Source organism: Lancefieldella parvula, assembly GCF_963547875.1.
Taxonomy (GTDB): domain Bacteria; phylum Actinomycetota; class Coriobacteriia; order Coriobacteriales; family Atopobiaceae; genus Lancefieldella; species Lancefieldella parvula_D.
Genome location: NZ_CAUUSI010000003.1, coordinates 40128 through 53982 on the forward strand (window position 1 = coordinate 40128; position 13855 = coordinate 53982).

Consider the following 13855-nt stretch of genomic DNA (forward strand, 5'->3'; position numbering starts at 1 on the left):
TATAAACGGCCTCTATTGTGCTTCATTGCAAGGAGCTATTTACGCTTCTGAACTTCCTTCTACCTCAAAAAGAATTCTGAGAGCTTCCTTGTACTTCTCGACACGTTTTAAGTCCTTCTCAGTAACCTTTTCTAGGCGGGACAGGTTTGAGTTGTGTTGTAGATCGCAAATTTTCACGTGTCGTGCAATGTTATTTTTACTTAGATGGCGAACATAGTCCATGTACTCGACTTTGGGATTGTGGTTCAAGAGAAGCAGAGCTTCAATAACCTCCTCACTCATACCAGCTGCACGAATATCATCTACCGTGTAATCTGTGTCTTCCAGAACATCGTGCAGAAGTGCTACACAGGTCTCGGCTTCTTGACCTTCTCTAAAACGCTCAGCGAGACTGATGGGGTGGAAGATGTAGGGGATTCCTGCTTTGTCAACTTGATCCTTGTGCGCTTCAAAGCAGAGCTTCATCGCAGCTTTAGTCATGGGTGTGTAATACATGAAGCCTCCTAGTATTAACGAGCAGCTTCTATGCCGATAGATTTATGCGATTAGTTTTGTTTCCTCTATTTTACGAGTTTTGCGCTCTAAACCACAAGCTCTCTGAGCATCTGACCATACGCTGCCGAGTCGCTGGTCATGCGCGCGCAGTGGTCATAGCCTTGCCAGATAGTTAACGTGGCCTCGGGATACACCTTAGGCAGAACCTGCCTTGCACGTTTCAAGTCAAAGTCCTTCTCGCCATACGTGAAGATACAGCGACGCTGTACCTCAGGGCTAAGGGTGGGCAGGTCAACGTTGCTGCAGTCGTAAATGATGTTCTGGATGCTTTGGTCGCTCATCGCAATAAAGTGCTCTGACATAGGTTTAGCTGCAACTTTTCCGTAAAGTTGTTCCATCTTTTGTACGGATAACTCGGGGTCTGCAATGGCTTTGCGGTGCTTGGCAAGAAACACTTTCTTGAGTACAAATTCCATCGCTGAGGCAAGAAATCCTCCTGTCCAGAAACTCGTTCCCTCAAAGAAGAGGTGGTCAAAGACTAAATCGGGGAACTTGAGGAGTTCAGATAGAACTACGCCGCCTAGGGACGCGCCAAAACCCAGGGAGAGATGGGTTATGTCGTGTTCCAGCAGCCAGTCATGAATCTGTGCAGCCTCTTGGGACGCTGAGACATATTCTGTTGCATTTTCTTCCCCGTGGGCGGCAAGATCTGGGATCAGATAGCGCAGGTCATCACCCATGTTGCTCATAAGAACAGTCTTCATTCCTTCTGCTGACGAGAGCATGGGATGAATCAGCAATACGGTAGGTGTGGTCTGGGTGTAAGCGTCGGGCTCAATGAGGTGCATCTTCACGATAATCCTCCATCCGTTGTTCACCTGCGATTATATCCCTGCTGGGCACACGGATTTGCTGTTTGTTCACCAAAGCTGACATTTTCTGTGAACGGTATGGGTGGAGCTGTGAGGGATGTCCGGGAGGAAGCTTGAGATTTATTTCTGTTCTCGCATAATCATTTCATTGAGTAACTCTGAAAATTCCTCATAGTTTTTTGATTTAATTAGACGGGTTACATTTGCAGGTTCAGAAAGTACCTGGATAAGACTATCAAATAAAATCCTAAATGAAGCCCTATCGTGCTCACTGAGTCCCATTAGCATGATGATATTTACTTTTTGGCCATCCCAGTCCATTGGTTTTTGGTTGATAACTACGGACAAAAAAGAGCGCTCAGTTGAGGCGGACATTGAATGCGGCATAGCTACTCTATTGCTAAAAGCGGTTGGAGAGAGAACTTCTCTCTCCAGTACTTCTTTAGCGTAGTTCTCTTCACAGAATCCAACAGAAGAGCAGGTTTTTACAATAGTTCGTATAAGTTCCTCTTTAGTAGCAGCATATAACTCCTCATGAAAAAGACTTTTGACTAGGAAACGTTTAATAAGACCAAAGGCTTGGGTACCTCGTCTACGCGCCAGTATTGCATCAGTAGCTTTTTTAATTGCATCCATGTCAGTATTGGTGAGGATAGGGTTAACTATAACCGTTCGTCCAGAATGAGGAGAATTGATCTCTACTGGTGTAATTATCAGCTCATTTGAAAGTTCTACAGGATTGCAAGAAGTAACAGGCATTACCGTATCAATGGATAGGTTTCTTCCCAACTCCGTTTGAATTCTGTTAATGCTTTGTCTATGTAAATCATGATAATCAAGATATAAAAAAGCACACGAAACACTTTCACTTTCAGGATTTTCTCGATCAAAATAGGCACCAATGTGAAAGGCAAGGAATGAGACCTCATCCTCGTTAAGGCTAAGACCAGTCTTGACAGTTATTTCAGTTGCAAAGAAAGCAGCCATGTCATAAACAAGGGGATAAGTTTCTTTGATGCGATTTGATAGCGGGTTTTTTGCAAACACTCCATTGGGGACGCGCTGCAAAATACCATGAAGATGAATGGCTATATGAGTTAGAAATTCATAGTCAAAAGGCTCAAGGTGATATACTTGCTCAAGCTTTGCGACAATCGCTTGAGCAAGTTCAATATCTGATTGATTAATAAGATCTTCTAGCTGATTTTTGGAATTAAAAGAGTAGTTTTTACCTGAGCTATTTGAAGAAAGAATAAGCGCAAAGTAGGCAATTTCTTCGTCATTCATTGAAATATTGAATTTTGAACTAATTCTAGAACAAATGAGTTGAGCTGCAGCAAACCCAGGGGTATCGAGAAGGACATGATCTCTTTTATATTCTTTTGGAAGCGTTCTTCCTTTTTCAATACGATCTATGGTAACAACAAGGTGCATAACAATGTTGTTGACACCATAATCATCAGCATGAAGACCTTGGGATGTAAGAGATTGGGTCACAATACCTGTAAGCCAAGGAAGGTCATACCCTCCTCGTACTATGCCCTCTCCTGTAAAAGTGGCAAATCCAACAGGACTTTCGGTTGCAAGCATGCAGCCAATGAGACGACGCTTATTTCCTTCTGAACCCTGTAGCAGAACGGTATCACGATGACGAATAATCTTTAGATCAAACAACCTAATTGAATCACGGACTCTTCTAAGGTCACTTTCAATCGTTGCGTCTGAAATACAGAATTTATCAGCTAAATCATAGATAACAAGAGGTTCATCAGTTGATATTAAAAGTCTCAGTAGTTGGTCAGTTCTACTCTCATCATCGTTTATGGAAGTATTCTTCTTGCTTGGCTGTTTTGTACTCTTTGCTAAACGATATCCACGATAAGAAGATTCAACTATAGGGGAACTACTTAAGTTATTTATCTTCTTAATGCGATTACGAATAGTTCTGGTTGTAACTCCAAGCATATCGGCAAGGTAGGAAGCCTCAATCCAATTACCGGTCTTTTCGAGCGCTTTGATTAGTGATTCTTCATTCGTAGCCAAGGCAGCCTCCTCTTTGATCTAAATCCTATTTTTCCTAAGGTTAGGAAAAATTTCAACTGAGCCGTATTTCCTCACCCTAGGAAACAGGTTAATTGGAGTCTAGAGAGAATAGGAACAATAATGAAACTGCAAGAAGTTACTTGGCAGTATTTCTGCTAGAGAGAAGGGCAAGATATGTCTAAGCATCTTGAGGTTCTTTTAGTTTGTGGTTCTGGAGCAAGTAGTGGTTTTATGGCAGTAAACATGAAGAAAGCTGCCGCAGAACACGATCTTGATATTTCCATCACCGCAAGAAGTGAGGCCGAGGTTGAGAGCTATATTGACTCAATCGATGCCTTGATGATCGGTCCTCATCTTAAGTATCTCGCTGATGAGCTTAAAGAAAAATATGCCGATAAGCCCGTTCAAGTGATTCTTATGGATCCCGCATATTACTCAACCCTAAATGGCGAGAATGCGCTCAAGCATCTTATTAAAACAATTCGCGAAGCAAATGCTTAGTAATCTAACGATGAATCGAATCATCTGACGATCAGATTCGTCTTAAAAGATTTGTTGGTAACATGCCGCTAAGGAGGCTACAACTATGAATAAGCTCATTGACTGGCTTCAGACGAGCTTCTCGCCAAAAATGAACAAGATTGTTCAGAATCCTTGGATTCTTACAATTAAAAATTCTGTAATGCAGGCACTTCCTCTTATCTTCTTAGGTTCAATTTTTAGTTTACTTACAATTCCTCAGAATTATTTTGAGTGGTGGCCAAACTTCTGGACACCTTACGGATGGACGTTTGGTATTGTTGGCTTGATTGTTGCATTTTTGATTCCTTACAACCTATTAATGCTTAAGGATCACAAGCGCTCTGCACTTAATGCAGGCATTGCTGGCGTCATTCTGTTCTTGATCTCTCTGAATCCACAATTTGTAGCCGATCAAGCAGCTATGATTGCAGCAGGAGAATCTACGTGGTTCCGTATTTCTAATATTGGCGGCTTTGGTGCTGGCGGAATGTTTTTAGCAATTGTTGCTGGTCTTGTGTCTGCAGCAGTTCTAAATAAGTTTGCTAACTTTTCATTTTTTAAGGAGGACTCTGTAATTCCTGATTTTGTAAAAGACTGGTTTAACTCAATGCTTCCTATTGGCATCGTAACAGTTTTTGGTTGGATTCTTACCGATCCAAAGTTTTTGAATCTTAATCTATATCAGCTGGTTGTTAGCTGCTTTATGCCTCTTCAGAGCATTGTCAACTCACCTGTTGGTCTTGTAATTGCAATGTTCCTTTTCTGTTTCCTGTATTCTATGGGTATTTCTACCTGGGTTTTAACACCAGTATTTACTCCAATTCTTCTTGCAAACGCCGAGGCAAATGGTGCTCTTGCAGCTGCTGGTAGTGCAACAGCATCAAATCTTGCAGTCTTTACCGATGCTTTTGTGTACTCTGGATATCTCTGGATTGGCGGCATTGGCTGCACGTTATCTCTTGTCCTTCTGATGGCATTCTCTGCTAAATCAAACCAGCTAAAAGCACTTGGTCGTGCTTGCCTCGTACCTGCGATTTTCAACATTAACGAGCCTTGTGTATTTGGTGTAGTTGCGTGGAATCCAATCATGATGATTCCAATGTGGCTTCAAGGCATTGTTGTACCACTTGTTGCATACGTATTTACTAAGGTAATCCCACTAGGTGCTATTCCTTCGATGCTCTTTAACATGTGGTATTGTCCATTCCCAATCGCCACATTCCTTACCTGCGGAACAGTAGGCAGTATTGTCCTGATGCTTATTATCTTTGTGATATCTGGTCTTATTTGGATGCCATTCTTTAAAACATACGATAAGCAGCTTGTTGATGCTGAGACCGCAGAAACTGAGTCCGATTCAGACGATGATTGGTCGTTCTAAATTTAAAAATTTACACCTGAGGCTATGAATTGAATTGTGGCCTCAGGAAATCTCAAACGCCGTTTAGAGTCTAGAGGAGAATTTCTTATGGAAGAAGAAATTGATAAGACCACCCAGGATGCCATGACCATCCTTATTGCTGCCGGTGAAGCTCGTAATGAATGCAAATTAGCTTACGAGGCAATTGCTTCTGGCGATATTGCGCTTGCAGAAGAAAAAATTGCTGCTGCAGACGCAAAGATTCTTGAAGCTCATCATGTTCAGACTGATCACATTCAAGGTGTTTTTCAAGGAGAAAAGCAAGAGTACAGCCTTCTGTTCTCACACGCTCAGGACACGCTCATGGTCATTTATTCTGAGATCATTACCGCTAAACAGCTTATCCAAGTTTTTAAGTTTTTTGATGACAGGATTAAGAAGTTGGAGGAGCACTAAATGGAAGCAAAGCCTCAGGTAAGACATGGTTTTCCAAAGGATTTTCTTTGGGGCGGTGCTTTTGCAGCTAATCAGATGGAAGGTGCTTGGCAAGAAGGTGGTAAGGGTCCTTGCGTAAGTGATCTTAATGAGTACAAGTCAAATGTTCCGCTTGACGAGAAATACAATGGAGAAGAGACTACTCAGAAAGTTACTGCAGCCCTTGAAGCAACTGATAGGATTTTTCCTAAACGTTGGGGCATTGATTTCTATCACAACTTTGAGGAAGATTTAGAGCTTCTTGCAGAGCTTGGTTTGAAGACGTTCCGAACTTCAATTAATTGGTCACGTATTTTTCCTAATGGGGATGACGCTGAGCCTTCAGAAGAAGGATTAGCTTTTTATGACAGGCTTATTGATGCAGTTATTGCTAACGGCATGGAGCCTATGATTACCTGTTCTCATTATGAAATGCCAGTTGCACTAACGCTTAACTACAAGGGTTGGGCTTCTCGCGAACTGATTAATCTTTTTGAACGCTACTGCAAAGTTTTATTTGACCGTTATCACGATCGAGTTAAGCTGTGGATTCTTATCAACCAAATTAATCTTGTGTCAGTCGAGTCTTTCAACCACCTTGGAATTTGTGCTGATAAGGTAGATAACCTTGCAGAAGCTAAATACCAGGGAGTTCACAACGAGATGGTAGCTTGTGCTCGTGCCACTCGTTATGCTCATGAAAATTATCCCGAGCTCCAGATAGGTATGATGCTGTGCGGTGGACCCGATTATCCATCGTCAAGTAATCCTGAGGACGTTCTTGCCTGCTACAGACATAATCAGATGGAGTTCTATTACTCTGATGTATTGCTCAGAGGTCAGTATCCAGGATATGCTTTGCGCTTCTTTGAAGAGAATGGTTTTGACATTCACTTTGGTGAGAATGACCTTGAAGATTTAACAAATACCGCAGACTTCATGAGTTTCTCGTATTACTATTCAAGCGTTTGTAGTGCTCAGAGCTTTGCGGATGGAAATAAAGATTTCTCTAATCCTAATCTTCCTGCAAACCCTTGGGGCTGGTCTATTGATCCTCTTGGACTGCGTTACACCCTTAATGTTTTCTACGACCGCTATCAGTGTCCAATTTACATCACAGAAAATGGTATTGGTGCTTTTGACAAGCTTGAGGATGATGGAACAATCCACGATCCGTATCGCGTTGAATATTTCAGAGCACATGTTGAACAGATGCTTGAAGCACTTAGTGATGGTGTAGATTTGCGCGGCTATTATGCATGGGCGCCAATGGATATTGTGAGCTGCTCTTCTTCGGAGATGAGTAAGAGGTACGGCTTCATCTATGTTGATCAGGATGACCTCGGAAACGGAACAGGTCGTCGCATTAAGAAGGATAGTTTCTCTTGGTATCAGCAGGTAATTAAAACCAACGGAGAAGAACTGTAAGGTAGTTTTAATTTATTTTTGAAATCGATGAGCCCGTTTGATGATTTGTATCAAATGGGTTCATTTTTTCTTGTTATCAGCATGAAATCAGCGTGTATGTGGGACACTAAATATCAGTGAATACTGACCCAGTCAAGAAAGGAAGGCTCATGGCATACGAGTCTCGCGAAGAAATTGACAGCAAATATAAGTGGGACCTGTCCTCAATGTTCCCCAGCGATGAGGCATTTGAGGCTGGGCTCGAGGATCTCAAGGCTTACTGTCCAAAGCTGCTTGCGTTCAAGGGCAAGATTTCTACCTCTGCTCAGGCTCTTCTGGAGTTCCTGCAGCTTGAGGACCAGATGACTCTTCTGCTCTACAAGATTATCAACTACGCAGAGCGCAAGAGCGACGAAGATACTCGCGTGGCTAAGTATCAGGCATACGTTGCAAACGCTACCAGCGCATATACGCAGGTTGGCGAGGCAACTTCTTGGTTTGCCGCAGAGCTTCTGGCTATTCCAGCTGAATCTGTCGAGAAGTTCTATGCAGAGGTTCCAGCTCTTGAGTTTTATCGTCGTAAGCTCAACAAGATCTTGAACCAGCGCGAGCACACCCTTTCTGCTGAGGAGGAAGCGCTGCTGGCACGTGCTGAAGAGCTTGCTGTTCAGCCAACCAATATCTTCTCCATGTTTGATGACGCGGACCTTACCTTCGATGACGCTGTTGATTCTGAGGGTAAGACCCATAAGCTGACCAGCGGTTCATTTGTTCCTCTGCTGATGGATGCTGACCGCGTCCTACGCGAGTCTGCATTCAAGCAGCTCTACAGCCGCTTTGGCGAGTTCCGTAACACCTCCGCTGCAATTCTGACCAGCCAGGTCAAGAACCTGCAGTTCTTCTCGTCATCTAGAAAATATGCAAGCTCCCTTGAGGCCGCTCTTGCAGAGAACGAGATTCCGGTTGAGGTTTACAACAACCTGATTAACGCCGTTCACCAGAATTTCCCAGCGTTCTACAAGTACGTTGACCTGCGCAAGCGCGTCATGGGTCTGGACAAGCTACACTTCTGGGACGTCTACACTCCTCTTGTTGACGATGTTGACATGAAGTTCACCTACGAGGAGGCTTGCGACCTTATCGTTAAGGCGCTGGCACCTATGGGCGAGGAGTACGTCGGCCTGGTCAAGAAGGGCTTGGAGAGCCGTTGGGTTGACGTGTACGAAACCCCAGGCAAGCGCTCCGGTGCTTATTCCGCAGGTGGCAAGGGTATGAACCCTGTCATGCTCCTCAACTTCCAGGGCGGCCTCGATGACGTCTACACCCTTATTCACGAGATGGGCCACTCCCTGCACACGTATTTCTCGTCCCACAACCAGGAGATTACCTACTCTGACTACTCCATCTTTGTTGCAGAGGTTGCATCTACCTGCAACGAGGCGCTGCTCTCGCACTACCTGCTTGAGCACGAGACTGATCCTGCTCGCCACGCGTACATCCTCAACCACTTCCTTGAGGGCTTCCGTGGCACCATCTATCGCCAGTGCATGTTTGCCGAATTTGAGCGCGACATTAGCCAGATGAACGCTGACGGTGTGGCTCTGAACGCCGAGGTTCTCTCTGAGCGCTACGGCAAACTCTGCGCCGAGTACTTTGGACCTGGCATTGAGCTGGACGAAGAGATCAAGCTAGAGTGGTCGCGCATCCCTCACTTCTACTACAACTTCTACGTCTACCAGTACTGCATTGGTTTCTCGGCAGCTATTGCCCTGTCGCAGCGCATCCTTTCTGAGGGTGAGCCTGCGGTCAAGGACTACATTGGCTACCTGTCCGGCGGTTGCTCCAAGACTCCAATCGAGCTGCTCCGCGGCGCTGGCGTTGACATGGCCACTCCAGACCCCGTTAACGCTGCGCTCAAGTACTTCGGCGAGCTTGTCGATCAGCTTGAGCAGGAGCTCAACTAGGCGCGAGTTAGGCGTACAACTGTGCGTCTCTAGCTGGTAAGCTCTCAACCAGCACGTAGTTCATATGGCGAGAAACCCCGTCTAGTAGCGGGGTTTCTCGATATCAAAGGAGGATTTATGCAGGCACGTTTTGTTCACCGCTGCACCCACGTTTTGGATAACGAGAAAACCGTCGAGTTCTACAAGAAGGCTCTGGGATTCCGTGTTGACCGCGTTAAGGGACCAGAGGACGGCTCTTGGACTAACACGTTTTTGGTAAACGACTGGTCTCCTTTTGAGCTGGAGCTCACGTGGAACCGCGGTTGGGTAGACCCCTATGATAACGGCGGAAAAGACACTCACATTGCGTTCCGCGTTGACGATTTTGATGCGTTCCACGCACTTCACGAGGAGATGGGCTGTATTGTTAAAGAGAACCCAAAGATGGGTCTCTACTTTATCGCAGACCCTGATGGCTGCTGGATTGAGATTTTGCCAGAGAAGTAAGCATGACGGATTACGGTTTACTTGCAAAACAGATTGTCTCGCTTGCCGAGGTTGACGCTCACTGGCTGCCGGTGTTGTCCAACGCTGCCGCCCTTCTGTGGGACGCTCTCGACGACATCAACTGGGTGGGGTTCTACCTGGTAGATCCCGTGACGGTGACAGGTGTTGAGCTGGACGCGGCCCCGGGTGTGGAGCTGGACGCGGGTTCGGGCGTGGAACCGGACGCGGCCCCGAGCGCCCATGAGCCGCACACTCCCGAGCTGCGCCTGGGGCCGTTCCAGGGCAAAGTTGCTTGCGTGCGCATTCCCTTTGGTCGGGGAGTGTGTGGCACGGCTGCGGAAACAAAGATAAGTCAGCTGGTAGAGGACGTGCATCAGTTCCCGGGACATATTGCATGTGACTCTGCATCAAACTCTGAGGTGGTCGTTCCTATCGTCAAGGATAACCAGGTAGTTGGCGTGCTGGATATTGATAGTCCGAGCGTGGCAAGGTTCACCCAGGAAGATCTCACCGGTCTTGAGCAGGTGGTAAAAGCGCTTGAGAGCTGTGTGAATTTCTCGGACTTCTGTTAAATACGACTACAGAGCTAACATTTGGGTACACAAATCATGTACGGGCAGGTTTGCTCGTGCATGATTTTTATTTACACAGCATTCGCGGAGAGGTCTGCTTATGAAGAAAATTGTATTTATCATCGGTTCTGGCCGAAAGAACTCGTTTAACAAAACATTGAGTCAGGTTGCGGCAAAGGCACTCGAGGGCAAGGCAGAGATTGAGGTCGTTGACGTTTTGGACGTTCCTCTGCTTAACCAGGACGAAGAATTCCCAGCTCCTGAAGGTGTCCAAAAAGCCAGGGACGCGGTTATGGCCGCCGATGGCGTATGGCTCTTTACTCCGGAGTACAACTACAGCATTCCCGGCACTGTCAAGAATATCCTGGATTGGCTGAGCCGTCCGCTCACTTCCGATTACGAGAAGAAGTCCGAGACCGCCATTGCTGGCAAGGTTGTTACTGCAAGCGGCGTCGGCGGCCGAAACAAGACTGCAGGATCGCTCACCGTGGTAAAGCAGCAGTTCCTGGCCCTGCGCACCAAGCCGGTTGAGCCGTTCAATGGCTTCTCGCTTCCTGTTACCGCTTGGACTGAGGGAACTTGGGAGCCAGAGCCCGAGGTTCACGAGGCAATTGCCCAGCAAGCAGAGGATTTTCTCGCCGCACTGTAAGTTGCGCCTAGCGAACGGCCCGCAAGTTCGTGACCGCAATGCGCGCGATTGCATGGCGAGCCTGATTTCTGCAAAGAATCTGTAACTTTTGCCTAAAAACGCAAAAGAAACTGTGGATTTGCCTGATTTCATCAAAGAATCTGTATCTCAAATACAGATTCTTTTTACTTTTCAGGCGCGTTTCAAACAAGCTTCAGTTAGGTCTTAAAACGCACAGGGAACTTCCTTCAGGGAGCCTGATTATTCAGCCAAGTCTGAGTAATTTGCCGGAAAAGCAAGTCATGTCTGAGTGGTTTTGCCGGGTTTTCTCGCTACGTCTGAGCAAATTTACTCAGACTTCATGCACTTTTCAGGCTCGCGGCGCGCCTGCCGAGAAACCCGCGCACTCGTAAGTCCAGCGCACGCGTGCGCACTCACAAAAAAGAGCCCGGATGCCGCGCAATAGCATCCGGGCTTTGGTGTGTCTAGACGGAGGAGAGGGCCGTTGCTAGACAAGATGTGTATCGTACCTTGTTCGCGTACTGCGTTTATTCCCGCTTTGCAGCTTGTTTACACGAGCTTTACGTAAGGAATCACTTCTCACCGTTGAGCGAAGCCTCTGCTGGTAAGCGGTTTCCGCGTGCTACTTGCCTACAAACTGCGAGATGGTCTTGTACAGGTCACTTGCCTGGAAGTCCTTAATAACCTTGGAATCTTTCCTCTGGTCGCAGACCTCAAGCAGTGCCTTCAGGGAAGCCTTATCGGGGTCAGTCTGATAATCTGCCTCGGCCTGAATGAGCTTGTACTTGGCAATAACCATGTCCATGAGCTTGGCGTTATTGCCCTCGGCGTTTGCGTCGTCGAGGCCATCAAATGCCAGCGTAGAAACAACACCGTAGCCGCCGGTCAGGAAGTGGTTGCCCACAAAGTCGTTAGGGTTGACCTTGTTGTCGATGACAGGCGAGTTCTTAGTGTTAGTGAGCAGCACCAAGCTGGTGTTGTTGTAGACATCGATGACAGTAAGCGTGCCAGTCCAGCCGGTGTGGCCAACGGTTGCAGCATTTGCAATTGGCGAGAAGGCCCACTGGTAGCCAATGTGACCCTTACGCCTCCAGCCCAGGCCGTAGGTGACGCTGGTGTCCTTTGGCTTGATGAACTGGTCGTGAACGTCCTCGCTGAAGAGCATGGTGTTGCCGTAGCCACCACGGTTCATAACGGTCTGGACAAGAACAGCCAGGTCAGAAGCGTTGGCAAACAGACCAGCGTGACCAGAGATGCCACCCATGGCGTAGTAGGCCTTCTCGTCATGGACCGTACCCTGAATGGTATCGGTACGCATGTTGTCAAAGGTAATCAGGCCGTCGCGAGTGTTTCCGTTAAGCTCGGTAGCTGCGATTCCGTCAGCCTTGAAGCCGTTATCCAGTGGGTTAAATGTGACGTTCTTGAGACCCAGTGGCTCGTAAAGAGCTTCTTTAACGTACTGGTCAAGACGCTTGTTGGTGATCTTCTCGATGATAAAACCAAGGAGCATGTAGTCTACGTCGGAATAGGCAGTCTTGGTACCTGGGACGTATTGCAGAGGAGTCTCGATGATCTTCTGCAGAATCTCGTCGCGATTCTGAGAGTACAGCTTCTGGTTAGCGTTTGGCTGAGGATCGTCAGGCTTCTCTGGGTTGTAGTTGCGGTTGTGGTACTGAGGATCTGGTGGGAATCCAGCCTGGTGCTCAAGAATCTCACGAACGGTAAGGTCATTCTTGCCCAGGATCTTATCGCCCTCCTGGTCCTTGAAGTCTGGAATGTATTCCTGAACCTTCTTGGAAACGTCCAGCTGACCGTCGGTAACCAGCTTCTCAATTGCCAGGTTAGTGGCATACATCTTTGTGTTAGAGGCCAGGTCATAGAGGGTGTTGTCGTCAACAGCATTGCCGTCTTTGATGCGAGAGCCGTCCTTGTTGTAAGAATTGACGTTACCGTAGTTGGTTTTCTTGATAATCTTGCCGTACCTGGTAACTACTAGCTGAGCAGAGGTAAAGCCGTTAGCAATCTCTGCGTTGATAATCTGGTCAATCAGCTTAAAGTTGTCGTTGTCGGCGTAGTCCTTGGTGCCGTCAATAAGGGTTGGGTAGCCAATCTTGACCTCAAAGGTTGCCTGAGTCTCTTTAACAGTGCTGACCTGCAGGCGGTTATCGCCGTTGACGGTTACGTCAGAGATATCAATCTGGTTCCAGGAGGAGCCGTCAAGCTTATCGGTTGGAACCTGGTGACCGTTTACAAAGAGTGCAAAGCTCTGAGGCTCGGAGCTCTTTACATAGACGGTGCCCTGACCAGCAAAGCAAACAAAGCTGTTGAGCTGGTTGGTAACAAGAGAGTCGTCAAAGGCCTCGTTGTCGTTAAGAACAGGGAAGACCTTCTCGTACTGGAAGGTTCCGTCTACAGAGTCAACCTTCTTTGCGGTTCCCTTAGCAGCAGTTGCGCCACCCTTTGTCTGGCAGGCGGTAAGGCCAAGACCTGCTAGAGCGGCTAGACCAAGAGCACTTCTGCTCAGAAATTGCCTTCTGGTCTGTCCAGCAGGGGAGCCTGCGTTAGATGAGTACTCAGAGTGAGCGTTTTGATTCTGGTGCAAATCTTCGTTGGTGCGCATATCGTCTCCTTCGGTTTTGCCTTAGGTGAAACACCTGCTATCTCAATTGGCTGAGATAATTTGCGCTTATGATGACGTGCGTTTCATCAAAATTGCAGCTAGTTTGTCCAAGATGAAATAATGGGTACGTTAACGTACTGCGAGTGGTATCAAAAAAGCTGTCAATGGTATCTAAATTTGAATTTTTTAGGCAAAGATGAAATATTTTAATCAGGTTTTACGTGGTCAAATGTCTACTCGATAGTAAAAGTTTTTATGAAGTGATAGTAACGTACCTAAATCAAGGCTCAGTTTTTGCGACAATTGTCCCCGCATTATGCTGGGAAAACATGAGCAATCGCGCATACAACGCACGTGGAGCGCGCTTACACTTGCGCACGCAATACTACCG

12 protein-coding genes are annotated in these 13855 nt (G+C 46.7%); 8 read left to right on the forward strand and 4 right to left on the reverse strand.

Features of this window, described 5'->3' with window-relative positions:
- Positions 1 to 39: 39 nt before the first annotated feature.
- From RWJ96_RS02285 to RWJ96_RS02295, 3 genes are all read right to left on the reverse strand, one after another.
- Positions 40 to 495, reverse strand: a complete 456-nt coding sequence (locus RWJ96_RS02285; RefSeq protein WP_314018731.1) for a GTP pyrophosphokinase — start codon at positions 493 to 495, stop codon at positions 40 to 42.
- 86 nt (positions 496 to 581) lie between these two features.
- Positions 582 to 1343 (reverse strand): alpha/beta hydrolase, encoded by a 762-nt coding sequence (locus tag RWJ96_RS02290; protein WP_314018798.1) that lies wholly within the window; start codon positions 1341 to 1343, stop codon positions 582 to 584.
- Positions 1344 to 1487: 144 nt separating this feature from the next.
- Complete coding sequence (locus tag RWJ96_RS02295; RefSeq protein ID WP_314018733.1) at positions 1488 to 3410, reverse strand: PTS sugar transporter subunit IIA; 1923 nt, start codon at positions 3408 to 3410, stop codon at positions 1488 to 1490.
- A gap of 174 nt (positions 3411 to 3584) precedes the next feature.
- Between RWJ96_RS02295 and RWJ96_RS02300 the strand changes: the two genes are divergently transcribed.
- The 8 genes from RWJ96_RS02300 (at position 3585) to RWJ96_RS02335 (ending at position 10844) form a co-directional block, all read left to right on the forward strand.
- Positions 3585 to 3911, forward strand: a complete 327-nt coding sequence (locus RWJ96_RS02300; protein ID WP_314018735.1) for a PTS sugar transporter subunit IIB — start codon at positions 3585 to 3587, stop codon at positions 3909 to 3911.
- An 85-nt stretch (positions 3912 to 3996) separates the two neighbouring features.
- Complete coding sequence (locus RWJ96_RS02305) at positions 3997 to 5313, forward strand: PTS transporter subunit EIIC (RefSeq protein WP_314018737.1); 1317 nt, start codon at positions 3997 to 3999, stop codon at positions 5311 to 5313.
- 87 nt (positions 5314 to 5400) lie between these two features.
- On the forward strand, positions 5401 to 5748 hold the full coding sequence (locus RWJ96_RS02310; RefSeq protein ID WP_314018739.1) for a PTS lactose/cellobiose transporter subunit IIA: 348 nt from the start codon (positions 5401 to 5403) through the stop codon (positions 5746 to 5748).
- Positions 5749 to 7194, forward strand: coding sequence for a glycoside hydrolase family 1 protein (locus RWJ96_RS02315; protein ID WP_314018741.1), 1446 nt, complete (start codon positions 5749 to 5751; stop codon positions 7192 to 7194). It begins immediately after the preceding gene.
- Positions 7195 to 7343: 149 nt separating this feature from the next.
- A complete protein-coding gene (pepF, locus tag RWJ96_RS02320; protein WP_314018743.1) occupies positions 7344 to 9137 on the forward strand; it encodes an oligoendopeptidase F in 1794 nt (597 codons plus the stop codon).
- 117 nt (positions 9138 to 9254) lie between these two features.
- Complete coding sequence (locus RWJ96_RS02325; protein WP_035427021.1) at positions 9255 to 9623, forward strand: VOC family protein; 369 nt, start codon at positions 9255 to 9257, stop codon at positions 9621 to 9623.
- Positions 9624 to 9625: 2 nt separating this feature from the next.
- On the forward strand, positions 9626 to 10195 hold the full coding sequence (locus RWJ96_RS02330; RefSeq protein ID WP_314018746.1) for a GAF domain-containing protein: 570 nt from the start codon (positions 9626 to 9628) through the stop codon (positions 10193 to 10195).
- A 100-nt stretch (positions 10196 to 10295) separates the two neighbouring features.
- Entirely contained in the window at positions 10296 to 10844 is a 549-nt protein-coding gene (locus tag RWJ96_RS02335; RefSeq protein WP_314018747.1) for an NADPH-dependent FMN reductase, read from the forward strand.
- A gap of 622 nt (positions 10845 to 11466) precedes the next feature.
- Here the strand turns inward: RWJ96_RS02335 and pbp4b are convergent.
- Complete coding sequence (gene pbp4b, locus RWJ96_RS02340; protein WP_314018748.1) at positions 11467 to 13464, reverse strand: penicillin binding protein PBP4B; 1998 nt, start codon at positions 13462 to 13464, stop codon at positions 11467 to 11469.
- Positions 13465 to 13855 lie beyond the last annotated feature (391 nt).